The sequence below is a fragment of the Paenibacillus sp. genome, assembly GCF_031177825.1.
Classification (GTDB): Bacteria; Bacillota; Bacilli; order Paenibacillales; family YIM-B00363; genus Paenibacillus_AE.
In genome coordinates this window covers 76,666-99,881 of the sequence record NZ_JAPSKE010000003.1, presented here as the reverse complement: position 1 = coordinate 99,881, position 23,216 = coordinate 76,666, and the positions used below count along the sequence as shown (strand labels likewise).

Below are 23,216 nucleotides of genomic sequence, written 5' to 3'. Positions count from 1 at the left end.
TACAGACCTCCTATGAATGCGCTTTCATCAAATGACTACCCTTTTACCGAACCGATGAGCGTACCCTTTACGAAGTATTTTTGCAGGAACGGGTACACGCAAATAATCGGGATGATCGCCAAGATAATCGTCGCGGCGATGACCGAGTCGGTCGACGAGCCCGTAATCTCCCCGGTTAATTGCGCGAGCTCCTGGCCTTGGATGATGTCCTTCAACAGAACGGGTAAAATGTAGCTGCTCTTGTCGTTCAAATAAAAAATCGCCTGCAAGTAGTTGTTCCATAAGCCGACCGCTTCCCATACCGCGATCGTGGCCAATACCGGCTTCGATAACGGCAGGATGATTTGAAAGAACGTGCGGATCGGGTTGGCGCCGTCTATCATGGCCGACTCTTCCAATTCTGCCGGAATCGTGCGGAAGAAGCTCATCATGATGATGACGTTGAACGCGGAGACGGCATTGGGCAGTATAAGCGCCCACAGCGAATTTAACAATCCGACGCCCTTCACGAGCAAATACGTCGGAATGATCCCGCCGTTAAACAGCAGCGTGAAAAGTATCCCGTACAAAAACGCCTTCCTCGCGGGAAGTCCGGACTTAACCAGCGGGTAGGACGTCGTTGCGGTAAACAGTACCGCCGCTGCCGTTCCGATCACGGTAATAAAGACGCTGTTCCGATAAGCGATCCAGATGTACTCCGATTCCAATACGAATCGATACGCCTCGATCGTGAAGCCTCTCGGCCATAAGAACGCTCCGCCCTTCATGGCTTCCTCCATCGAGCTGAAGGAGATGCTTAGTTCGCGCCAGATAGGATATAGCGTAATTAAGGCCATAAAGATTAAAAACGTAGTGTTGAAAACGATAAATACACGGTCCCCATTCCTTGTCATGCACCGACACTCCCCTATTCGTAGAGCAGCGACATCCTGTACGGCAGTGCGTTCACTCTATATGACAACGCTTACAATCGCCCGGGCTACTTCATAGAATATCGGCCGGCCCCCGACGGCGCAATCATCACATTCGGTTCTTCGTTATGAAAATAGTGCAACGGCGAAAAAAAAGGCCGTCTCTTCAAGGATTTCTCCCCCGAGACAGCCTCTCTCGCCGCAAACAGGAACGATGTATCCTGCTTATCGAATCAAGGACAGAAACTCCGCCCGCAACGCCGCATCGGTCCGGAACCGCCCGCGCACCGCCGACGTTACCGTCTTGGCGCCCGGCTTCTTCACGCCGCGAGCGCACATGCACAGATGCTCGCCTTCGACGACGACCATCGTGCCATGCGGCTGAAGCACCTCCTCGAAGATGTCCGCGATCTGCGACGTAATGCGCTCCTGCACCTGCAGCCTGCGCGCCACCGCCTCGACGAGCCGCGCGAACTTGCTGAGGCCCGCGATGCGCCCGCTAGGAATGTAGCCGATATGGACCTCTCCGAAGAACGGGGCCATATGATGCTCGCACTGCGAATAATAGACGATGTCCTTCACGACGACCAGCTCTTCGTGCCGTTCGTCGAACGTGACGCCGAGCACCTCGCGCGGATCGACCTCGTAGCCCGCGAAGATTTCCTCGTACATCTTGCGAACGCGCTTCGGCGTCTCGACGAGCCCTTCCCGGTCCGGGTCTTCCCCGATCAATCGAAGAATCTCGCGGATATGACCCTCGATAAGCTCGGCGTTCTCGTTCGCGCGCGAGTTGATGTAATTTTTAACATCCGCGTTGGGATTCGTCGGTTCGAATGGGTTCGCGCCCATATTCGTCCACCGCCCTTCGTCTTATGGCTTACTTTCGCCGCCGGCCGCCTGCGCCGGGTTGGTTCCGCAGCATCTGCTGCATCTGGTTCATCTGCTTCTGGTTGACGTTGTAGCCCATCTTCTTCGCCATTTCGCGAAGCATGTCCGGATTGTTCTGCATCGCTTCCATCTGCTTGCGCAAGTAATAGACGCCTATGAAGAAACCTCCGACCAGCCCGGCGACGAGCGTGACGATCGGGATGACGATGTCGTACCAAGCCATAAAGCACCCCACCCAACTTAGGAAAATGTTCGAAAAACTGCTTCCATCATAGCATGGACGCAGGCGCCGATACAAACGGCGGGACCCGATTCGGGCCCCGCCGCAACGATCGCTTCAAGTTACATTAAGACGGACTCGACGAACAAGGTCGGATGCTTCGCAAGGTCGAATTCCTTCACCTCGAGTTGATTGTCGTCCTGCTTGACGACGCGGACGACGGGACGGCTCGGCAGCCCGCGATGCTGCCCGACGACGACGCCGACCTCCTTGTTCGTAAGACGCACGGACGCGCCGGTCGGGTAGACCGACACCGTCTTCAAAAACTCGATGAGCACGTCCTTGTCGAGCTGCCGGCCGGCCATCGCCATCATCCGTTCGCAAGCTTCGTGCGGCATGATGCGGCGGCCCTTCTTGTCCAAGCTCGAGACGAGGTTGTCGTACGTGTTCGCGACTGCCACGATCTTCGCGTAAACGTGAATCGCATCTCCTCCGAGCCCGCGAGGCAAGCCGGTCCCGTCCACATGCTCGTGATGCTGGAAGGCGACGTGCGCGATCAACAAGCTGTATTCCCGCTTCAGCTTCAGCGCTTCGAAGCCGCGCCACGTATGGTGGCGCCGCATGTCGGCGTCGGCGTCGTCCGACGCCGCGGCGCCGACCTTGCCGATATCGTGCAGCAGCGCGCCGATCGCCAGTTCCTTCATCTGCGTCGGAGTAAAGCTCATATTCATCCCGACGACCGCCGACATCATGCATACGTTCATCGCGTGAATGTAGTCGGCGTTCTCCTTCGAGCGGATGTCGGATAGATGGATGAGCACGTCCTTGTTTTTTAAGATGTCGTCCAAGAGCGAATCAATCGTCACGCTGACGTTTTTCGTATTGAATTCCTTGCCGGAACGGACGGTTTCGAACACCTCGCCCATCTGCCGGATAACCGCGCGCTTCGTCTCTTCGGAGACGACCTCCGGAATGTCGACGTCGTCGTAATGTTCGTCCTTAATATAGACGAACGTCACGCCGATTCGATTCAGGGTGTTTATCATATAGACGGTCAGCTGCACGCCCTCGCTCAGGAGCACCGCCCCGTTGCTCGAAAAGATCGTCCGGCCCAAATATTGTCCCGGCTCTAACGCCTCGATCGGAACGTATTTCACGTTTGGATTCGCACCTCAAGTCATGCTCGATTCATGTTACTCGTACCTATCTTATCATGTTTGACGGCTGTCATTCATCGCTTTTTCAATCGCGCGTTTCGCTTCCGGATCGGCCTCCCGGCCGTAGGCTTCCCGAAGCGCCTTCGCCGCCTCGTTGCCGCCGATGCGACCTAGGGCCCAAGCCGCCGTGCCTCGGATGACCGGCCTCTCGTCCCCCAGAAGCAGGTCCGTTAAATCGGGAACCGCGCTGACGTCCTTGAAGTTGCCGAGCGCGATGATCGCGTTGCGCTGAATCGGCTTCTTGCCGCGCCAAGCGGCCGAGCTCGAGCCGAATCGTTCCTTGAACTCCCGGTTGGACATCTTGAGAAGCGGCTTCAGCAGCGGCTTCGCGATGTCCGGGTCCGGTTGCAGCTCCGGATGATGGGTCCAGTTGTAGCCTTTGTTCTTCGGGCAGACGACCTGGCACGTATCGCAGCCGTACAGCCGGTTGCCGATCTTCCGCATCAGCTCGTCCTCGACGAATCCCTTCGTCTGGGTGACGAAGGAGACGCAGCGCGTCGCGTCGAGCTGACCCTTCCCGACGAGCGCGCCGGTCGGGCACGCGTCCATGCAGATCGTACAATCGCCGCAGCTGTCGGTCACGGGCGTATCCGGCGGGAACGGAATGTCCGTGATCATCTCGCCGAGATACACCCAAGAACCGAACTCCGGCGTAATGACGGAGCAGTTGTTGCCGTACCAGCCGATACCGGCCCGCTCGGCTACGGCCCGATCGACGAGCGCGCCCGTGTCGACCATCGACTCGACGCGGCATTCCGGCACGAGCTCCTTCAGGAACGCCTCGAGCCGCGCCATCCGTTCCCGCAAAATTTTATGATAATCTTCGCCCCACGCAGCCCGCGCCAGAATGCCTCGATAGGCGCCGGGCTCGGACTTCGGCGGCGACTTCATCTTCGCCGGGTACGCTACCGCGATCGACAAGATCGACCGCGGCTCGCCTCCCGGGAAGCTGAGCCGAGGGTTCACGCGCTTCTCGAGATCGGGCTCCTCGAAGCCGGATTCCCGTCCGGCCTCGCGATGCCGCGTCAGCACGTCGAGCAGCTCCGTGAACGGATCCGCCGACGCGAAGCCCAATTTATCGATGCCGAGCTTCGGCGCCTCCTCGAGCAGACGGCGCTTCGTCTCGTGCCATCGGTTACGATCCGACACTTCGCTTCCCTCCGTTCGGTCCGACCTATAACGAAGACCCGGTCGCTGTCGAAGCGAAGTCCGGGCCGCTAGGGGTCGTTTCTCGTTTTCCATAATTCATAATACCGCAGCGCTTCCTCGTCCTGAAACGGAGCGTCTCCTTGCTTCATGCGCCGGAGCAGCCCGTCCATTCCTTCCTTGACCTTGCTCTCGACGAGCGAAGGGTACTGATATAACGCGCGATGGGTTCGGTACTCCTCTTCGTCCACGATATGAATCGCCCCGTCGGGCAGCCTGATCGCGTCCAGATCGTAATCGATGTACGTCACTGTATTGTCGTAATACGTGAACGGCGAGGCGATATTGCAATAATATCGAACGCCCGTCGACTCGAGCAAGGCCACGATATTGAACCATAGCCCCGGCAGGAAGTACGTCACTCCCGGAACCCGGCTGACCCACTCCTTGCCGTCCGACTCCCGGATGCGCGTGCCGTGGTTAATGTACACCCGGAACCGCTCCTTCGCGTGCAGAGGGTGCAGCGCCGATTCCGGAACCGGCCAATTCTCGTACCAGATGCGGTGAATATGGCCGTTATGTTTGAAGCTCTTGATCACCACGTTATTGTTAGACGACATATGCGAGCACCTTCCATGCGCGTAAAGAAACAAAAAGCATATCGGCCTCCGATACGCTTCAACTTTTAATATATGTACCTAACTATATTACAATTACGTGCCCGCCACAATGCTTAGTTTCTTGAACGCCTTCGTGAACGAGCTCATATCGAAACCGAGCGATTCGAACACGGGCAACACCGGCTCGTTATGCGCGTCGACCGGCACCAGAATCCGGTTCACCTTACGCTCGACGAAGCGTTCCTGCAGCGCTTGAATCATGGCCTTCCCCACGCCCTTGCGGCGGTGGAACGGATCGACCGCGAGGCGGTAATAATAGCCGTCGTTATTGTCGATCGTGCCGATTACGACGCCGACGATCATGCCCTCGGATTCGGCGATCATGACGAGGCTGCTGTCCCACGACAATTGGCGGGCGAAAGCTTCCATCGAATCGTGAAAGCATTGTTCAGAGAGGGAGTTTTCCATCAGTTGCGTCACTTCGGCATAATCCGACAATTGAAACGAGCGAACGTACATATAAGCTTCTCTCCCAGCTTTTGCGAAGTCGTAACGCTATAAATACGACAAATTTCAGCATATTCCTTCCCAAATGTTAAAAAAACGTTAAAAAGATATGAAATCTTTGTGATAGCGCTTTCTGTGAAGCGTTTACACTGGTTTAGATGTATATTCTTTGGAAAATCGCGCATCCTAGCTTTGGTTCGATCGATGCTCGGAAGGAGGTGCATAGCATTGGAGGGAACCATTCGGTTGCTGCAGCAGCTGTCCGACGTGCCGATCGAGCGCTGGACCGAGGGGGAGCTGCGCCGCGCTCACGAGACGCTCAGCGACGCGTCGCCGTGGCTCAACTCGCAGGGCGTCTCGCTGCATCATCAGGTCATCGACGAGCTGAAGGGACGCGAGCGATCGCCGACTTTAGAAACATAAATGTTGATTTATTACACCCATTGGGGGATAATGAACATGATTCTAAATTACATATTATTGGGAGGAATGCTTCTCATGCCACATCAATTGCCGCCGTTGCCTTATCCGAACAACGCGCTCGAGCCGCACATCGACGAGACGACGATGATGATTCACCACGATCGCCACCACGCGACGTACGTGAACAGCTTGAACGCCGCTCTCGAAAAATATCCGGACCTGCAAGACAAGTCCCTCGAAGCTTTGATCTCCGACCTGAACGCCGTGCCGGAAGACATCCGCACCGCGGTTCGTAACCACGGCGGCGGCCACTCCAACCACTCGATCTTCTGGTCGACGATCGGCCCGAACGCGGGCGGCGCGCCGACCGGCGCGATCGCAGCCGCGATCGACAGCGAGCTCGGCGGCTACGAAGCGTTCAAGGAAGCTTTCACGAAGGCGGCTACGACTCGCTTCGGCTCCGGCTGGGCGTGGCTCTCGGTCGACGCGAACGGCAAGCTCGTCGTGTCCAGCACGGCGAACCAAGACAGCCCGTACATGGAAGGCGCTACGCCGCTCCTCGGCATCGACGTATGGGAGCACGCGTACTACCTGAAGTACCAGAACAAGCGTCCGGATTACATCGGCGCGTTCTTCAACGTCATCAACTGGGACGCGGTCAACGCTCGTTACGCGGCCGCGAAGAAATAAGGTTTTCAAGAAGCTCTTTAGGGAGAGGCGTTCCGCTTTTTGGCGGGCGGCCTCTTCTTTTTTTACTCCTTTTTCGCACGCGTCAAAACAGGTTGTCAAACGACCGTCCTCGCCCTTAAAATGTCAAAGTCGCAATGTCGACATCATTCGACAAATTTCTGCCGACATCCAGAGGGGAATCGAGATGACGAAACTGAAGGCGATCCTGTTTCTGCAAAACGTCAAAAGCGTAAAGTTGAAGACGATGCTCATCATTCTGCCGGTCGCCGTAGCCATCCTATTAACGGTCGCCTCCTCCGCATACGTGCAATCCCAACGCATGCTCCATGCGGAAGCGGAACGCGTCTTGCAGTATCGAGCGGAAAGCTTAACGAATCAAATCGATCGAGATATGCTCGCTCACGTGAAAGTGACGGAGATGCTTGCGCAAACGGTGAAAGCGACGTTCGGGGATGTCGCTTTGGACGACTACCGGCGAATGACCGAGAGCGGGCTGGACGCTAACGCCGACACGCTCGGGTTGGGGGTTTTCTTCCAACCGAAGGTTGCGGACCCCTCTATCGATTATTACTCCAATTACAGCTACAAGACGGTAGACGGAACGACAACGTCCACCCAAGATTACAACGATCCCGCTTACGACTACCATAACCAGCCTTGGTACGCCGTCGTCGGTACGAACGGCGAACGCGGAACCGCCTTCGCTCCTCCCTTCTTCGACGAGACGGTCGGCGTCATCATGGTCACCGCGTCGGTCCCCATGTTCGACGATCGGAAACGGTTCATCGGCGTAGCGACCGGCGACGTCGATTTGTCGACGATCCAGGAGCGCATCGCCGGAGCGAAGGTGGGCGAATCCGGACGGGCGTTCCTAGTGGACGCCCAAGGGGTGTATATCGCCGGCGTCGATTCGGAACGTCTGATGAAGACGAACATCGCCGACGATCCGAACGCCTCGCTCGCCGCCGTCGGCGCGACGATGCTGCTAAGCGAGTCGGGCGCCGCGGACTTCGAGGACGAAGACGGCTTACAGCATCTGTATTACTCCGTCATTCCTTCCACGCAGTGGAAGCTCGGCGTCGTGATCCCCGATCGGGAGATGTCGGAGCCCGCGAATCGGCTGCTGAAGACGATTCTCGCGATCGGCGCCGCCGGTATGCTGCTGCTCGCCGTCGTAATCTCCTTGTATACCCGATCGATCGCGCTGCGAATCGGACGGTTCAACCGGCTGTCCGACGCGATGGCCCAAGGGGACTTCACCCGGCGGGTCGAAGCGGACACGGCGGACGAGTTCGGCGCGATGGCCGCGAACTTCAACGGGACGTTGACGGACGTGGGCCGGACGCTTCGCGTCGTGACCGAGCGCGCCGCGCAAGTAACGGAGACGTCCCGGCAGCTGCGGGCCGGCGCCGAGGAGACGAATCAGGCCGCGCAGTCCGTCACGCTGGTCATCCAAGATATCGCCGGAGGCGCCGATCGGCAAGTCCAAGGCGCCGAAGAAAGCGCCCGCGCGCTCGAAGAGATGTCCGTCGGCATTCAGCGGATCGCGGAGTCGTCTTCGATCGCGTCCGAGACGACGAACGACGTGTCGCGGCGGGCGCAGGCGGGGAACGAGCTCATGGGCCGCGCCGAAGAACAGATGCAGGTCATCCTGCGTTCGGTCGACCAGTCGCAGGTCGCCATCCGTCGATTGGCCGACCGCTCGAAGGAGATTCAACACATCGTAGAAGCGATCACGGAAATCAGTACGCAGACGAACCTGCTCGCGCTGAACGCGTCCATCGAAGCCGCGCGGGCGGGCGAGCACGGCAGAGGCTTCGCCGTCGTCGCCGGCGAGGTAAAGAAGCTCGCGGAGCAGACGGGCCGCTCGACGAAGCAAATCGCCGACTTGATCGGCATGATTCAATCCGAAACCGTCGCCGCGGTTCGCCTGATGGATGCGGGCGCGACCGAAGCCGGCGTCGGTTCGACGATCGTCGGCGAAGCCGGGACGGCGTTCGAGAGCATTCTCGCGAGCATTCGGGAAGTCGCCGCCCAAGTGGAAGACGTCTCCGCTTCGGCGGAGCAGATGTCGGCGGGCTCGCAGCAAGTGACGGCGTCCGTCGCCGAGCTGGCCGAGATCGCCAAGCTGGCTTCCGACAATACGCAGCATGCGGCGTCGTCCTCCGAAGAGCAGCTGGCCGCGATGGAACAAATCACGGCGTCCGCGATGGAGCTGAGCGAGATGATGCAAGAGCTGCAAGCCATGATTGCGAAGTTCAAAGTGTAACCGAGCGTAAGACACGAAGGGCCGCCCTCGTCCATCGGACGCGAGGGCGGCCCTCCTTATATGGTTCGTCTGTACCTGCCGTCCGGGCTTAGGCCTAGATAAGGAATAGCAATGTTCCTTATTATTGCAGATCCTCCCCGACCGGCCGGAATAAGGAAAAGGGATGTTCCTTATTCCTCGGGAATCGCCTGATTCCGGCCGGTTTACGAAGAAATAGAGAACATCGGTGTTCCTTATTCGGCGGTTTGCGGTCGTTCGCCCCGGAATAGGGAACATTGCTGTTCCCTATTCCGCTTTGCTTCGCTTCCGCGCGCTCGCCCCGCCGCCGCGGAACAACCGATTCAGCGCCAGCGCGCCGAGGAAGCTGCCGGCCGACGCCGCCCACTGCGAGTGGAACGGCAGGAACAACGCGTAATACACCGCGGTGCTCCCCGCCAGATCGATCGCCAGAAATCGCCTCAGCTGCGCGCGGGTGACGACGACGACCACGATGTCGCGGTTGTTCTTCATGGTCCAGCCTCCGGTCCGGTCTATGAGCCTTCTCCTCTCATTGTACCGTCGGGCGCCGTTGTCCTATGCTCTCTTCTTTTCGCTTATGCGGGGATAAACCCTTCCGCCTTCAACAGCCGCACGAAGACGTTCGGCAGCGGGTGCACCTCCATGCCCGCGCGGTCGACCCATCGATAAGGCTCCCGCAGCGGCGCGCCTTCCGCCGCCGCGGCCGTCAGCCGGTGCACGCGCAGATTCCAGTGGATATGACTGAACGTGTGCTCGGCCACCCCGACCGGCTCCGCGGGCCGCACCGCGCCGGACGCTTCCGGGCCTAGTTCCGCGCCGAGCCAGCCGGCGAGCGCGTCGCCGACCGCCGCGTCCGCCATCGCCGCGGGCCAGCCCATCGCCGCGAACTCGACGTGCGGCAGCTCCCACATGTCGGCGAGCAGTCCCGTCGCCGGGCGCTTGCGCAGCAGGACGCTGCCGCCGTCCTCGCTGACGACGAGCGCGCAGGCGCGGTACTCCGGGCGCGGCGGCTTCGCCTTCGTCTTGATCGGCAATGATTCCTCCTTGCCTTCGAGCCGCCCCGCGCACCGCTCCATGACCGGACAGGTCAGGCAATGCGGAGATTTCGGCGTGCACACGAGCGCGCCGAGCTCCATAATCGCCTGGTTGAAATCGGATGCTTCCCCTTCCGGGATCAGCTCGTACTGCAGCCGCTCCATCATCGCCCGCGTGCCGCCCTTCGCGACGTCCTCCTCGATGCAGAAATATCGCGACAGCACCCGCATGACGTTGCCGTCGACGGCCGGCTCCCGGCGGTTGAAGGCGATGCTCATGACCGCGCCCGCCGTGTACGGCCCGACGCCCTTCAACGCTGCGAACCGTTCCTTCGTATCCGGCACCGTCCCGCCGTACCGCTCCGACACTTCCCGCGCCGCCGACTGCAGATTTCGCGCGCGCGAGTAATACCCGAGCCCTTCCCAAGCTTTCAAGACCGTCTCCTCCGGCGCCCGCGCGAGCGCATCGACCGTCGGGAACAACGCCACGAACCGCTCGAAATACGGCTTGACCGTCTCGACGCGCGTCTGCTGCAGCATCACCTCCGACACCCAGATATGATACGGGTCGCGACTTCGCCGCCAAGGCAAGTCGCGCTTCTGCACCCGGTACCACGCTAGCAGCTCCTTGCTGAAATACGCCTTCGCCTCTTGCTCTTGCATCCTTCTTCCCCAACTCCTCTATTTCAATCGACCGATGGATCCGTTGACGCGGTAGTTGCCGAAGCGGATCAGCCGCTCCAGCAGCGCCGACAGCTCGTCCGGGTCGCGGTGACGCAGCTTCATCCAATAACAGCCTTCGCCGGTGACGCGGTGCAGCTCGGTTACGGCGGACTCCCCTAACGCCCAGTCGCGGAAGGCCGTATGTTCGTTCGACTGGAGGAAGACGGTGACGAGCGCTTCGAACGACCGCCCAAGCTTCGCCTCGTCCACGCGCGTCGTGTACCCCTGCAGGACGCCGAGCTCCTCGAGCCGCGCGATGCGGTTCGCTACCGCGGGGCCCGTCAGATGCACCCGCTCCCCGATTTCCTTCCACTGCATTCTCGCGTTGTCCCGCAGCGCCTCTAGAATCGCATAATCCGTCGCGTCCAACATCGTATCCGAACTTCCTTTCCCTCGCGAAAACGATCCGCCGCTTTCGCTTTCGCCGCGCTATAGGCATAACCCGCCCTCTCGCATTATAATGTGGATCATGCGGATTTGAGAAGAGGAGATGCGCCGATGCGCGTTCAATGGATACGTCATGAGGATGAGGCCCGGGTGCGGCTATGAGCGGGCGCGCAGCCGGTTTCGCCGCGGCCGTCCTCTCGGCCGTCGGCTTCGGCTCCATGGGGTTGTTCGCGGAGATCGCTTACGCCGAGAGCTGGCCGCCGGCGCTGCTGCTGTCGATGCGGTTCGCCATCGCGACGGCGTTGTTTTGGGCGTTCATGCCGCTCGTCTTGCGCGGGGGGAGGGGCGCTTGGCGCGTGCCGGGCAACGCCCTCGGCGTCCTGGCCGGCATGGGCGTCTTCGGGTACGCCGTGATGGCTACGCTGCTGTTCGCCTCGTATCGGTACGTGCCGATCGGCGTCGCCGTAACCGTCTTCTATACGTACCCGCTTTGGGTGAACGGGCTTACCGCGGCGCTCGCGAGAACGCCGATGAGCCGCCGGAAGACCGGCGGCTTGTTGTCGTCGCTCGCGGGGCTCGCCGCCATGTTCGGCGACGGCTGGAACGAGCCCGCCCAAGCGGCGGGGATCGGCCTCGCGTTCGCCGCGGCCCTCGTTTATGCGGCGTATATTCTCGTCAGCGACCGCGTGCTCCGGCGCGCGAGTCCGTACGTCAGTTCGGCGTACGTCGCGGCCTTCGCGGCCGCCGCATTGGCGCTCTACGCCTGGGCGACCGGCGGCTTCGAGCGGCTCGCGGCGCCTTCATCTTGGGCGCCGTGGGCGGCGGCGGGCTCGCTCGCGTTCGTATCGACGTTCGGCGCCATCACGCTGTTCGCGGCATCCGTACGCCGGCTCGGGCCGAATATTGCCTCGATCGTCAGCTTCGTCGAACCGCCGGCCGCGGCGGCCCTCGGCGCTCTGTTCCTGCACCAGACGATCGAGCCGCAGCAGATCGCCGGCGGCCTATTGGTCTTCATCGGCATCGCGCTGGCGCAGACCGAGAAGGCCGCGGTCCCGAAGGCTGGAACCGTACACTCGTAGCGGCGCTCGTTAGTTCCAGCCGGTCGAGGCGCGCACCCTTGCGGCGCCCGAGCGCAGGCGAAGACGCAGCGGCTTCGGCCGCTTCCAGCCGTCGCGCCGCGCGGCGGCATGGCGGCGCCGCTGCGCCGCCCACAGGGCGCCCGTCGCTGCGACCCCGGCCGTTGCCGCGGAGAGCAAGCCGCCCTCGGACCAAGTTACATAGAAGCTTAACGCGCAGAGGACGGCGGCCGCCTGGATCGGAACCACCGTCCTCGGGTCCGAAGCGGCGGAGCGTTCCTCTTTAACGCTGTCGTACGAGTACCTCGACACCGCGAGCAGCCGCGGAACCGACCGCAGTCCGGCGATGCACGCCGCCGCGGCGGCCGCCAGCATCGCGTCCTCGATCCGCCATGTCCCGGACTCCGCCGCCCGCAGGGCGACGCGCACGCTCCCTTCGACGCCGACCAGCAGCGCGCCGACGATTACCGCGCCGGCCGTGCGCCCCGCGCGCCGCCTCAGGACGCTTCGGACAGGCGCCCGAAGCAAGCGGCTCGCCGAAATCGCCGCCGCTCCCCATACGAAGAGCGACGCGATCCCGCATAGGGTCCCGAACGTGACTCCTGCCTCCGTCAACTTGATCCCCCCATACAGACTTAATAGTATAAGCCTACTCCCGCCAGGGGTCCGGAGGAACGGGCTGCGGCATGAACGCTCCCGCGACTCGAGTCTAGGTTTCTTCCCGCTCCGCCACCGCGAAGGCGGTCGCCCACCCGTCCGCATGCGAGATCGACAAGTGCAGCCGGAGTCCTGCCGCGACGTCGCGCGCGACGGTGCAGCAAGGCTTGCCGCGCTTGTCGGGCATCACCTCGATGTCGTGGAAGGCGAGATCGGCGCCGATCCCGCAGCCGAGCGCCTTCGACACCGCCTCCTTCGCCGCCCATCGGCCCGCGACGAACTCGACGGCTCGCGCCGGGGGAAGGCTCTTGCTCGATAAATACGCCCGTTCCGCGTCCGACAGCACTCTCCGTAAGAACGCTTCTCCCCGCGCCCCGCGGAGCAGCTTCCCGATCCGATCCGTTCCGACGATATCCGTTCCGACTCCGATAATCATCCGCAATTCGCGCCTCGCTTGCTTGAATAGTTGCTTCCAGTGTACCGGAAAATAACCGAATATGCGAAAATACGATTAGAAACGGAGGGGTCTCGATGGCATACGAACCATTGCCGGCGCCGGAAGCGGCGAGGATTCAAGTAGAGGCGATCGTACGATCGCTGAGGGAGACGTTGGGGGCGCCGCTCGTCGGCGTCTACTTGCACGGATCTCTCGCGATGGGATCGTTCCAGCCGGAGCGCAGCGATCTGGATCTCGTCGCCGTGTACGACGGAGAGGTGCCCGCGGCCGCGAAGGCCATGATCGCGACGGAGCTGCTGGGCCTGTCGGGCGCGCCGCATCCGATCGAGCTGCATATATGCAAGCTTGCCGACTTGCACCCGTGGCGGCATCCGTGCCCGTTCGCGTTCCATTACAGCGAAGGGTGGCGCGGGTCGTTCGAGGCGGCGCTCGCCGAAGGCGGAGACGGGGCGGTCGAGCGGCCGCCGTCTTCGGCGGCGCTGGACCGTCTGGGGGCGCTCGCGGCGTTCGCGGGGGCGCTCGATCCCGACCTGGCGGCGCATGTGCGCGTCGTCCGGGAGCGGGGCGTGTCGCTGTGGGGACGCCCGATCGCGGAGACGTTCCCCGCGGTGCCGGACGCGGACTACCGGGCGGCGATCGTCGCCGACGTGGACGTGCCGTTCCGCGACGTATCGAAGCAGCCGGTGTATTATGTGCTCAATTGGCTTCGCGTGCTCCGCTTCGTCGCCGACGGCGCGGTGCTTTCCAAAGAGGAAGCCGGCGTATGGGGCATGTCCGCGATGCCGCTGCACATCGAGGTCGTCGCGGACGCGCTGAAGCTGTATCGGCGGACCGAGCCTAGGGAGTCGCTCCACTTCGACGTGGAGCCGCTGCAAGCGTTCCTCCGCGCCTGCCGGGCGCGACTCGAGGTCTAAGCCGGGCCCCCGGAGCGCCGCAGTCGAAGGAACTCCGACGATCCGCTGCCCGCAACAAAAACAGCCCGGCGCCCCCGCTTGGGAACGCCGGACTGCAGGCGCGCCGTCCCCTAGATGCCGGGGATCGGCAGCCGCTTGTGCGCGGTCTTGTCGTATTGCCGCTCGAGCTTGGCGCGGATCGCGTCGTCGATCGGCTTGCCTTCGAGGTAATCCGAGTTCGCCTCGTACGAGATGCCGAGCTCGCCCTCGTCCGTCTGGCCGTCCCACAGGCCCGCGGTCGGCGCCTTGTCCAGGATCGGCTGCGGCACGCCGAGCGCCCGCGCGAGCGCGCGCACCTGCCGCTTGTTCAGCGTGCTGAGCGGCGTAATGTCGACGGCGCCGTCGCCGTACTTCGTGAAGAAGCCGGTGATCGCTTCCGACGCGTGGTCGGTGCCGACGACGAGCAGGTTCATCTCGAACGCAAGCGCGTACTGCATGACCATTCGGGTGCGCGCCTTCGCGTTGCCTTTGCCCTCCTTGCTGACGTGCCGATGAATGCCGAGCTCCTTGAGCGCGTACTCGGTCTCGAGCGCGATCTCGTCCACCGCTTCCTCGATGTTCATCTCGACGGCGGAGCCCGCGAGACCGAACGCGTCGACGACCGAACGGCTGTCCGCGATGTCCGGCTGCTCCCCGTACGGCTGCAGCACGCCGATCGTCCGGTAGTCCTGTCCGGTCTCTTCGCGCAGCTCGTCCGTCGCCCGCTTGCACAGCCCCGCGGCCACCGCGGAGTCGATTCCCCCGCTGATCGCGATGAGCAGCCCCGTCGTGCCCGACTTTCGAACGTATTCCTTCAAGAAATCCACGCGGCGCCGAATTTCCGCATCGACGTCGATCTCCGGCTTTACGCCCAACGCGGCGATAATGTCTTGCTGCTTGCTCATCCGTCCCACTCCTCGCGTACGATATTACCAACGATTGTACTCGTTCCTCGAAGCAAATTCCAATGCAAGTCCGTCTAAGGAAAGTGCCGATATTCCTTAATGATTTTTCCCCTGCGCTTTGCTACCATGGTAATAATGACTTGCAGCAGGCTTCCGGGAAGGGGACAATCGCATATGATCGATATCCATTGCCATATTTTGCCTGGCGTCGACGACGGCGCGAAAGACATGGACATGGCCGTCGCCATGGCCCGCATCGCCGCGGAAGACGGCATCCGGACGATCGTCGCCACGCCGCATCTCGGCAACTATTGGAAGGTGTATGCCGACATCGTTCGCCCCAAGGCCGCCCTGCTCCAGGCCGAGCTCGACCGGCTCGGCATCGACCTTCGCATCCGCTGCGGCAACGAGCTCGTTCTCGAAAGCGCCGCCTTCGTCGAAGAGACGCTCCGGAACGAGCGATGCTGCTTCCTCGGCGACAATCCCGCCTTCCTCCTGCTGGAGGAGCCATGGGCGGGCTTCAGCCCGGATACGTGGGACGTGCTGGAGACGCTGCGCGCGCGCGGCACGACGGCCGTTCTCGCGCATCCGGAGCGCCACGCGTTCTTCCGGGAGGAGCCCTCGCTGCTCGACCGCATGATCGAGACGGGCGTCGTCTGGACGCAGGTGTCCGTCGACAGCCTGATCGGCAACAACGGGCCCGACGCGAAGGCGTTCGCCGCCCGGCTCGTCGACCGCGGCCAGGTCCACACCTTGGCGACGGACGCGCATAACGTCACGCGCAAGCCCATACTGGCGCTCGGCTTCGACGCGGTCGCGGCCCGGGCCGGCGCGGCCGCCGCCGACGCGATTCGCGAGCGCATGGCGGCGATCTAACGCCATTCGCCCGCATGCACAAGAAAACCCCCTTCGTCGGAAGGGGGTTTTCTTGTGCGTTATTTGCAGTAGTGCTCGAACGCGCCGGCAAGCTTGTCGCCGATCTGCTCCGCGTTGCGGTCTTCGATCTCGTGGCGCTCGATGAAGAACACGAGTTCGCCGTCCTTCATCAAGGCGATGGACGGGGAAGACGGCGGGTACGGCGCGAAATATTCGCGCGCCTTCGCGGTCGCTTCCTTATCTTGACCCGCGAACACCGTATACAGGTGATCCGGCTTCGGACCGGCCTGCAGCGCGCGCGCGACGCCCGGACGGGCGTTGCCGGCGGCGCAGCCGCATACCGAGTTGACGACGACGAGCGCCGTCCCCTTCATATCGTTGAACGCCTGCTCTACGTCTTCCGGCGTGCGAAGCTCCGTAATGCCCAGACGCGTCAATTCGTCGCGCATCGGTTGAATGTAGTCGTTCATGTACATCTCGAACGTAATCGACATGGCAATGTTCACGCTCCCTTACATGGTATATGTTAACATTGGCGTTAGCCAAGTTTATTATACCACGGCCCCGGCGCATTGTCGTTATTTCTTGCGCGGAGCCGGGGCGTCGGAAGCGTCCGCGGTTTCGTCCTCAAGATTGTAAGGATACGCAACGTCGATCGTCGGATGCATGTAGATGCCGCCTTTGGGCGGAACGCCCTTTTCGAAATAGTCCCGATTCTCCTCGGTGTGAAAGCCGACGTCCTTGTACGGATGCACCCACTCTTCACCCGCCATGACCGTCGGATCGGTGTTTTTGGACCAGTTCTCCAGCGGCGACTGCGGGGACTCGTAGTCGTGATCGCCGATCACGACGCCGTGCTCGTTCACGAACGCGCTTCGCGGGCCGCGGCCTTCCCGATGCTCCGGAGCGAATTCGATCTCGTACGGATCGAGCGCCGGATCGCCGAGCGATTCGATCACCTGCTCGGGCGTATCGTTGTCCGCCTTCGATTTCTTTCTTTTCGTCACGACGATCCCTCCCTTATTCCGCCGGGCGGTTCGGTCCGTTCAGCTTCTTGTCGATGCCGGGCACCTTGTCCTCGCTGCCGCGCGCGTTTTGTTTCTCGTGATTTCGCTGCGCCCACGAGTCGCCCTTTTTTCCGCCGTTCGCCATTGCGTCGTTCACTCCTTCCGTTATTGTCGACCGTTAGTATTCGCCGCTTTGCGGTTGAACATGCCGGACGTGGTATACTATTCGCAATCAGGCAATATCAAGGGGCGGAAAAAGGAATGACTATCGACGCATACGATTGCATCGTCATCGGCGGCGGACCGTCGGGGCTGATGTCCGCCGTGTCCGCGGCGACGCACGGCGCAAGGACGCTGCTCATCGATAAGGGGGACAAGCTCGGACGCAAGCTCGGCATCTCGGGGGGCGGCCGCTGCAACGTAACGAACGCGGGCGACCTCGACACGATCGTGAAGCATATTCCCGGCAACGGACGGTTTCTATACAGCGCGTTCCATCACTTCAGTAATCGCGACATTATGGCGTTCTTCGAGGAGCTCGGCATCCGGCTCAAGGAGGAAGACCGCGGGCGCATGTTCCCGGTCAGCGACAAGGCGAAGACGGTCGTCGACGCGCTCGTCGGCAAGGTGCGGAGCTTAGGCGTCGACATTCGCGTGCATGCGCCGGTCGACCGCGTCGAATACGCGGACGGGCGGGTCGCCGGGGTGCGGCTGCGGAACGGGGAGCGGTTCGGCGCGCGCGCCGTCGTCATCGCCACCGGCGGGAAGAGCGTGCCCCATACGGGCTCGACCGGCGACGGGTACGCATGGGCGGAGGACGCCGGGCATTCGATCACCGAGCTGTACCCGACCGAGGTGCCGATCACCTCGAGCGAGCCGTTCATTCGCGAGAAGACGCTGCAAGGCATCTCCCTGCGCGACATCGAGCTGACCGTGTGGGACCCGAAGGGGAAGCGGATCGTTACGCATGACGGGGATATGATCTTCACCCACTTCGGCATCTCCGGACCGGCGGCGCTGCGCTGCAGCCAGTTCGTCGTGAAGGCGCGGAAGAAATTCGACGCGAAGCACGTGCTGATGAGCATCGACCTGTTTCCGGGCGAGAGCGGCGACGCGCTGCGGGACCGCGTAGCCTCTCTCGTGCGCGAAGAGGGGAAGAAGGCGGCGAAGAACGCCTTTCGTTCGCTGCTGCAGGAGCGATTGCTGCTGTTCTTGCTGGCGCGGGCCGGCATCGCCGAAGACGCGCAGGCGGATCAGATTCCGAAGGCGGCGCTCCAGACGTTCGTCGATTCGTGCAAGCGATTCGAGCTGTGGGCGTCCGGCACGCTGTCGATCGAGGAAGCGTTCGTCACCGGCGGCGGCGTGAACCTGAAGGAGATCGACCCGAAGACGATGGAATCGAAGCTGACCGCGGGCCTGTTTTTTTGCGGCGAAATTCTCGACATTCATGGATACACGGGCGGCTACAACATTACGGCGGCGTTCGCGACGGGGTACACGGCGGGCAAGAGCGCGGCGGAAGCGGCGGCCCTGTCCCGCTCGGGGACATAGGCGGGAAACCGCTTCCCGCTCGGCTGCTTACTTTTCGCGCGCGCCAAAAGACGACGGCAGGAATTCCAACCCAACGCCTCGAATAGATAGTTCGTTCGAACTATTTTCGTATTGGAAGGTGTTCTTGCATATGCGGTTGATTACGCGCTCCGATTTCGACGGATTGGTCTGCGCCATGCTGTTCAAGAAGCTCGGCATGGTGGACGAGATGAAGTTCGTGCATCCGAAGGACGTACAAGACGGTCTGGTTGAAGTGAACGAAAACGATATTTTGGCGAACCTGCCGTACGTGCCGGGCGTCGGTCTCTGGTTCGACCACCACTCGAGCGAGCTCGCCCGCATGCAGCCGGACGTGGAATACAAAGGCGAGTCCCGCGTGGCGCCGAGCGCGGCGCGCGTCGTGTACGACTACTACGGCGGGCGGGAGAAGTTCGGTCCCGAGCTGGACGACATTATGGCCGGCGTCGACAAGGCGGACGCGGCGCAATTTTCGGCGGAAGACATCTTGAACCCGAAGGGCTGGGACCTGCTTTCGTTCATCATGGACGCGCGCACGGGCCTCGGCCGCTTCCGCGACTACCGGATCAGCAACTATCAGCTGATGGAAGACCTCGTCGACCATTGCGCGACGATGCCGGTCGAGCAAATTATGGAGCTCCCGGACGTGAAGGAACGCGTTGCGCGCTATTTCGAGCTCGATGCGCAGTTCCGCGACATGGTCGCGACGTACACGCGAACGGAGGGTAACGTCATCGTGACCGACCTCCGCGACGTAGAGACGATCTACCCGGGCAACCGATTCATGGTGTACGCGCTCTATCCGGAGCAGAACGTCTCGATTTGGATCGTCGACGGACGGAACAAGCAGAACTGCGTCTTCGCCTGCGGCCACAGCATCGTCAACCGAACGGCGAGCGTCGATATCGGCGCGCTCATGCTGAAGCACGGCGGCGGCGGCCACAAGGCGGCGGGCACGTGCCAGATCGACTACGCGGACGCGGAGACCGTGCTGAAGGACTTGATCGCAGCGATGAACGCCTAACTCGGCCTCTTACATAGAGAACAGCAAACTTCCCTATTTTCGTTACAGCCCAGTGATTTGCACGAATAGCGAACAACAATCTTCCCTATTTCACTGGAAAAGGACGTTTCGGCCCGTTTCCACGGTCGATAGGGAACTTCCCTGTTCCCTATTCTCCCTTTCTGGCTTTTCGCGGCGAAAATAGGGAACAATCGTGTTCCTTATTCCAAAGCCTTGCGAACCGTAAACGAAAGGCCGCCCCTCGCATCGATCGAGGAAGCGGCCTTGTTTCGTTCGCGGCCCGGGTTCAGTGCACGCTGTCGCGGTAGCCCTCCTGCATCTCGCGCACGACGTCGTATTCGTCGCCGAGGAAGTCGTCGCTCGCGCCGCTCATGTACCGCTCGGAGAAATCCTCCGTCACGGCATGCGCCGGGATGGAGACGTCGTTCGGATCGAAGTCGATCCGCTCCGGCCGCTTGGCGCCGCGCTCCAGCAGGTGGCCGCCGAACGCGTGCGCGATTTCGAGCGCGGATTGAACGTCGGTATTTTCGATATGAATGTCGAGCTCGGGGCCGCAGTCGTCGGAGGCGAGCTCCGGCCGGTACCCGAGCTCCTGCAGCGTTTCGAACGCATCGTACGCCGCTTCATGATTGCGGAATTGCAGCCGGATCGTCGGCTCGCGCATAGGGTGATTCCATCCTTTCGAACGGGGAGTTTGCGATACCATTCAGTATGTCCCGGTTCGAGCGCATTCACCCGGAAATTTTCCCAACGGACGGACGCCCCTCGCGTTATCCTTCTTCCAGCGCACGAAGCCGTTCCCCGAGCTGGCCGAGCAGCTTCTCGAACGGCGCCATGCTGGCGGCCAGCCCGCCTGCGCGGTTGCGCGCCAGCCACAGCCGCGCGAACTCCGCGATCGTCTTCTCCAACAGCGCGCGAAGCCGTTCGAGCCACGCGATCTCGGCCGCCTTGTCCGGCAAATCCTGCATGTAGATGTACCGATGAAGTCCGGCGCCGAGCTCGACGAGGCGGAGCGCGTTCGCGAGTTCGTCCTTCTGAGGCTCGGCGTCCAGTCCGACGAGGTCGAGCCGGCGCAGCTCCTCGGCGCGCGCTTGCAGCCACAGCTCCATCTCTGCGTACCGATAATCCACGCGGAAAGGCGTACCGCTGCCTCCGATCCATTCCAATACTTGGATCATGATCGAGGCGTCTTGCTCCAGCTTCGCTCGATCGGCGTATCCGCGGCCGAGCAAGTAATGCGTATACGTCATATTGTCCAACGTGCTCCGCTCGAGATGATAGTAGCGGCCCAGCTCCAGCAGGAAGGAGCCGCCGATCCCGCTTCGGTCCGACAGCATTCGCGACGATACATGATCGGCAAGCGCCTCCGGCCGATGCAGATTCGCCTCCGTCTGCCAGCTTACGCCGGCCGCGTAGGCGAATCCAGGGTAGCTGACGGCCGGCGACTGCCAATGTCCGCCGTCGCCCCAGTCGGTCACGATCAGACCGTCCGCCCCGTACGCCTTGCCCGCCCTCGCCGCGTCGGCGATATTCCCGAGCATATTGTCCGTGCGTCCCCCGATGGAATTCCAACTGCTCGTCCCGGGGCATACGTAATACCGAACGCCGCTCTCCCGAAGGCGCCTGCAATGAGGCTCGAACGGGACAGGCGCGTCGTAATTCCAATGCAGCACGGTGACGTCGGCCGGCAGCCGCGTCAGCAGCTCGGGATGGCGCGCGAGCACGTCGCCCCACAGCAAGGGCTTCTTGCCGTGGCGACGCACCGCCTCGAACATCCGCTCCGCGTAAGCGAGATACAGCTCGCCGACGCCGATGCGTTCGGCTTCCGCTCGGCTCCTCCCCGTACCGAGGCCGAACGGCTCGTCCAGGTTAATATTTACATATGCGGAAGAGAAGTTCGGCAGCAGCTCGTCGAACAAATCGTTCGCGAGCGCCGCGGAACGTTCGTCCGCCGGGTTCATCGTCGTCGGCGGCAGGGCGAACGGCAGCGGAATCGGAGTCGGGATGCCGTCGGGATGCTCGGCCAAATCTCGAAACTCGGGCTTCGCGAGCCAAGGTCCCATATGGCCGAGACAATTCTGGTTCGGCACGAGGTCGATATACCGCTTCTTCGCGTACGAATCCAGCTCGCGAAATTCGGCCGCGCGGATCGGCGTGGCCTCGGGGAAGGACGCGGCGTACTTTTCGTAATCGAAGCAGAAGCCTTCCATGTACAGCTGAAGATGATTGATCTTCAGCTCGGCCAATCGGTCGACGAGCGCGTAGAGCGTCTCCGGCTTCGGGATTTTGTTCCGTCCGATGTCGAGCATCGCGCCCCGCACCGGGAAATCCGGTTCGTCCTCGATCCGGAAGTGTTCCCATTCGGGACCTTGCCGCTTCGCCAATTGCTCGAACGTCACGAGCGCGTAATGCAGGCCGGCTTCCGCGCCGAACGCGATCCGAAGTCCGGATGCGCTCCACTCGAGCGCATAGCCTTGCGGGTGAAGCCCCGGCTTATGCTCCAGCTTCACGACCGTCGCGGTCTCGGAGATAAGGCCTTCCGCAAGCCATCCGGCGGCGGCCGCGGTACAGCGCCGTTCGACGTCTACGACGTCCGCCAGCCGCTCGGCCTCGCCCCCGCTCGGGCGAACGATGAAACGGGCGGATAGCGCGGACGAGCCTTCTAGGGGAACAAAGCTTCGCGGCTGCGGGTAGATGAAGCTTAGGGCGGTCAATCGAATCCCTCCTTAATATTGTAAGAAGAAGGACAGCATCTCCCGGTTCGTCTCTTGGCTCTCCGGCCACTCCGGATTGGAGACATGGAACACATGACCGAGATGCTCGCCCTGCGCCTTCGTCCAAAATTTCGTGCGATACGGGAGATTCCGCTCCTTCAGATACGCCGCCAGCCTCGCCGAGTGCGCTTTGTGCAGCGGATCGACTTCGCTGCTGACGAGGAAAACGGGGGGCGGACGCAGTCCTTCGGCGGTTTCCGTAAAGCTGGCCTTTCCGTACCACGCGGCGCGCTCCGGCTTTCTGCCGAAAAACATTTTATACATTTCTTTGTAGAGCTTATCCCCGGCGCCCAAGGCTCTACTGACGCGTTGGAAATCCGACAGCTCGCACATGCCGTGCCCGATCCCGATCGCCTTGATCTCTAGCCCGGCCGGCCGTACGCCGTAGGCCGCTTGCAGTTCGCGGCTGAGCTGCACGCAGGCGGTCAGCCCTGTCAAGTGGCCGCCGGCCGAATCGCCGCAAATATAGAAGCGGCTAAGATCGCAATGATGCTCGGCGCCGTGCCGCTCCAACCAATGGAGCACGGCGAAAATATCCTGCACCTGCCCGCGCAAGTCGGTGCGCGGCAGCAGGCGGTAACTCGTATTTACGACGGCGAAGCCGCGCGCGGCCAAGGATAACCCGTAATGCTTATGAAGGTCCTTATCGCCGTGCATCCAGCCGCCCCCGTGAATGTCCACGATCGTCGGCAAGAGCCCCGTCGTTCCGCTAGGGTAGTACACATCCAGCAGATGCATCGGATCGCCGTCGTCGACGTACGCGAGGTTCGCGTCCGCCGCCACGCCCGGCGTCGGCGTCTGCCGGGCGATCCGGGCTTCGTCTTCCTTCCGGACCGCCGCCCAGCTCTGCATCATCTTCCGCCTAACGAAATAACCCATGGCGCCC

General features: G+C 61.9%; 27 protein-coding genes. 8 read left to right on the top strand and 19 right to left on the bottom strand.

Annotated features, from left to right (window positions below; genetic code table 11):
• Positions 1-35: 35 nt before the first annotated feature.
• The 7 genes from RIN49_RS04670 to RIN49_RS04640 form a co-directional block, all read right to left on the bottom strand.
• On the bottom strand, positions 36-767 hold the full coding sequence (locus RIN49_RS04670) for a carbohydrate ABC transporter permease (RefSeq protein WP_309119002.1): 732 nt from the start codon (positions 765-767) through the stop codon (positions 36-38).
• Positions 768-1,136: 369 nt separating this feature from the next.
• Complete coding sequence (gene folE / locus RIN49_RS04665; protein WP_309119001.1) at positions 1,137-1,760, bottom strand: GTP cyclohydrolase I FolE; 624 nt, start codon at positions 1,758-1,760, stop codon at positions 1,137-1,139.
• 28 nt (positions 1,761-1,788) lie between these two features.
• The gene (locus RIN49_RS04660) at positions 1,789-2,022 is read right to left on the bottom strand and encodes a YneF family protein (RefSeq protein WP_138197649.1); all 234 of its coding nucleotides are present in this window, start codon (positions 2,020-2,022) and stop codon (positions 1,789-1,791) included.
• A gap of 119 nt (positions 2,023-2,141) precedes the next feature.
• On the bottom strand, positions 2,142-3,176 hold the full coding sequence (locus RIN49_RS04655) for an HD-GYP domain-containing protein (RefSeq protein WP_309119000.1): 1,035 nt from the start codon (positions 3,174-3,176) through the stop codon (positions 2,142-2,144).
• 54 nt (positions 3,177-3,230) lie between these two features.
• On the bottom strand, positions 3,231-4,385 hold the full coding sequence (queG, locus tag RIN49_RS04650; protein WP_309118999.1) for a tRNA epoxyqueuosine(34) reductase QueG: 1,155 nt from the start codon (positions 4,383-4,385) through the stop codon (positions 3,231-3,233).
• 68 nt (positions 4,386-4,453) lie between these two features.
• Positions 4,454-5,002 (bottom strand): DUF402 domain-containing protein, encoded by a 549-nt coding sequence (locus RIN49_RS04645; protein ID WP_309118998.1) that lies wholly within the window; start codon positions 5,000-5,002, stop codon positions 4,454-4,456.
• A 93-nt stretch (positions 5,003-5,095) separates the two neighbouring features.
• The gene (locus RIN49_RS04640; protein ID WP_309118997.1) at positions 5,096-5,521 is read right to left on the bottom strand and encodes a GNAT family N-acetyltransferase; all 426 of its coding nucleotides are present in this window, start codon (positions 5,519-5,521) and stop codon (positions 5,096-5,098) included.
• Between the two features lie 216 nt (positions 5,522-5,737).
• Here RIN49_RS04640 and RIN49_RS04635 point away from each other — a divergent pair, with 216 nt between their 5' ends.
• The 3 genes from RIN49_RS04635 to RIN49_RS04625 all read left to right on the top strand — a co-directional run bounded on the left by RIN49_RS04635 (position 5,738) and on the right by RIN49_RS04625 (position 8,891).
• The gene (locus tag RIN49_RS04635; protein ID WP_309118996.1) at positions 5,738-5,932 is read left to right on the top strand and encodes a hypothetical protein; all 195 of its coding nucleotides are present in this window, start codon (positions 5,738-5,740) and stop codon (positions 5,930-5,932) included.
• 75 nt (positions 5,933-6,007) lie between these two features.
• The gene (locus RIN49_RS04630; protein ID WP_309118995.1) at positions 6,008-6,622 is read left to right on the top strand and encodes a superoxide dismutase; all 615 of its coding nucleotides are present in this window, start codon (positions 6,008-6,010) and stop codon (positions 6,620-6,622) included.
• Between the two features lie 184 nt (positions 6,623-6,806).
• Complete coding sequence (locus RIN49_RS04625; protein WP_309118994.1) at positions 6,807-8,891, top strand: methyl-accepting chemotaxis protein; 2,085 nt, start codon at positions 6,807-6,809, stop codon at positions 8,889-8,891.
• A gap of 285 nt (positions 8,892-9,176) precedes the next feature.
• Here the strand turns inward: RIN49_RS04625 and RIN49_RS04620 are convergent, their stop codons facing one another.
• From RIN49_RS04620 to RIN49_RS04610, 3 genes are all read right to left on the bottom strand, one after another.
• Positions 9,177-9,401, bottom strand: coding sequence for a hypothetical protein (locus RIN49_RS04620; protein WP_309118993.1), 225 nt, complete (start codon positions 9,399-9,401; stop codon positions 9,177-9,179).
• Positions 9,402-9,484: 83 nt separating this feature from the next.
• Positions 9,485-10,606, bottom strand: a complete 1,122-nt coding sequence (mutY, locus tag RIN49_RS04615; protein ID WP_309118992.1) for an A/G-specific adenine glycosylase — start codon at positions 10,604-10,606, stop codon at positions 9,485-9,487.
• A gap of 18 nt (positions 10,607-10,624) precedes the next feature.
• Positions 10,625-11,038 (bottom strand): Lrp/AsnC family transcriptional regulator, encoded by a 414-nt coding sequence (locus RIN49_RS04610; RefSeq protein WP_309118991.1) that lies wholly within the window; start codon positions 11,036-11,038, stop codon positions 10,625-10,627.
• Between the two features lie 173 nt (positions 11,039-11,211).
• Here RIN49_RS04610 and RIN49_RS04605 point away from each other — a divergent pair, with 173 nt between their 5' ends.
• The gene (locus RIN49_RS04605; protein ID WP_309118990.1) at positions 11,212-12,132 is read left to right on the top strand and encodes a DMT family transporter; all 921 of its coding nucleotides are present in this window, start codon (positions 11,212-11,214) and stop codon (positions 12,130-12,132) included.
• A 9-nt stretch (positions 12,133-12,141) separates the two neighbouring features.
• Here the strand turns inward: RIN49_RS04605 and RIN49_RS04600 are convergent, their stop codons facing one another.
• Positions 12,142-12,744 (bottom strand): hypothetical protein, encoded by a 603-nt coding sequence (locus RIN49_RS04600; protein ID WP_309118989.1) that lies wholly within the window; start codon positions 12,742-12,744, stop codon positions 12,142-12,144.
• 94 nt (positions 12,745-12,838) lie between these two features.
• On the bottom strand, positions 12,839-13,222 hold the full coding sequence (gene acpS, locus RIN49_RS04595; RefSeq protein WP_309118988.1) for a holo-ACP synthase: 384 nt from the start codon (positions 13,220-13,222) through the stop codon (positions 12,839-12,841).
• 95 nt (positions 13,223-13,317) lie between these two features.
• On the opposite strand from acpS, the gene RIN49_RS04590 reads away from it, so the two are divergent.
• The gene (locus RIN49_RS04590; protein ID WP_309118987.1) at positions 13,318-14,157 is read left to right on the top strand and encodes an aminoglycoside adenylyltransferase domain-containing protein; all 840 of its coding nucleotides are present in this window, start codon (positions 13,318-13,320) and stop codon (positions 14,155-14,157) included.
• A 110-nt stretch (positions 14,158-14,267) separates the two neighbouring features.
• On the opposite strand, the gene nadE is transcribed toward RIN49_RS04590, so the two are convergent.
• Positions 14,268-15,080: an ammonia-dependent NAD(+) synthetase gene (nadE, locus tag RIN49_RS04585; protein WP_309118986.1), complete on the bottom strand. Its 813-nt coding sequence runs from the start codon at positions 15,078-15,080 to the stop codon at positions 14,268-14,270.
• Between the two features lie 174 nt (positions 15,081-15,254).
• On the opposite strand from nadE, the gene RIN49_RS04580 reads away from it, so the two are divergent.
• Positions 15,255-15,956, top strand: coding sequence for a tyrosine-protein phosphatase (locus RIN49_RS04580; protein ID WP_309118985.1), 702 nt, complete (start codon positions 15,255-15,257; stop codon positions 15,954-15,956).
• Positions 15,957-16,015: 59 nt separating this feature from the next.
• Here the strand turns inward: RIN49_RS04580 and RIN49_RS04575 are convergent, their stop codons facing one another.
• The 3 genes from RIN49_RS04575 to RIN49_RS04565 form a co-directional block, all read right to left on the bottom strand.
• Positions 16,016-16,450 (bottom strand): BrxA/BrxB family bacilliredoxin, encoded by a 435-nt coding sequence (locus tag RIN49_RS04575; RefSeq protein WP_138197664.1) that lies wholly within the window; start codon positions 16,448-16,450, stop codon positions 16,016-16,018.
• Positions 16,451-16,534: 84 nt separating this feature from the next.
• On the bottom strand, positions 16,535-16,963 hold the full coding sequence (locus tag RIN49_RS04570) for a DUF3905 domain-containing protein (RefSeq protein WP_375295208.1): 429 nt from the start codon (positions 16,961-16,963) through the stop codon (positions 16,535-16,537).
• A 13-nt stretch (positions 16,964-16,976) separates the two neighbouring features.
• Complete coding sequence (locus RIN49_RS04565; protein ID WP_309118984.1) at positions 16,977-17,108, bottom strand: hypothetical protein; 132 nt, start codon at positions 17,106-17,108, stop codon at positions 16,977-16,979.
• Between the two features lie 116 nt (positions 17,109-17,224).
• On the opposite strand from RIN49_RS04565, the gene RIN49_RS04560 reads away from it, so the two are divergent.
• Complete coding sequence (locus tag RIN49_RS04560; RefSeq protein WP_309118983.1) at positions 17,225-18,514, top strand: BaiN/RdsA family NAD(P)/FAD-dependent oxidoreductase; 1,290 nt, start codon at positions 17,225-17,227, stop codon at positions 18,512-18,514.
• Positions 18,515-18,644: 130 nt separating this feature from the next.
• Complete coding sequence (locus tag RIN49_RS04555; RefSeq protein ID WP_309118982.1) at positions 18,645-19,556, top strand: exopolyphosphatase; 912 nt, start codon at positions 18,645-18,647, stop codon at positions 19,554-19,556.
• Positions 19,557-19,842: 286 nt separating this feature from the next.
• On the opposite strand, the gene RIN49_RS04550 is transcribed toward RIN49_RS04555, so the two are convergent.
• The 3 genes from RIN49_RS04550 to RIN49_RS04540 all read right to left on the bottom strand — a co-directional run bounded on the left by RIN49_RS04550 (position 19,843) and on the right by RIN49_RS04540 (position 23,209).
• Positions 19,843-20,220, bottom strand: coding sequence for a hypothetical protein (locus tag RIN49_RS04550; RefSeq protein ID WP_309118981.1), 378 nt, complete (start codon positions 20,218-20,220; stop codon positions 19,843-19,845).
• 106 nt (positions 20,221-20,326) lie between these two features.
• The gene (locus RIN49_RS04545; protein WP_309118980.1) at positions 20,327-22,270 is read right to left on the bottom strand and encodes a beta-N-acetylhexosaminidase; all 1,944 of its coding nucleotides are present in this window, start codon (positions 22,268-22,270) and stop codon (positions 20,327-20,329) included.
• A gap of 12 nt (positions 22,271-22,282) precedes the next feature.
• A complete protein-coding gene (locus tag RIN49_RS04540) occupies positions 22,283-23,209 on the bottom strand; it encodes an alpha/beta hydrolase (protein WP_309118979.1) in 927 nt (308 codons plus the stop codon).
• Positions 23,210-23,216: the final 7 nt, after the last annotated feature.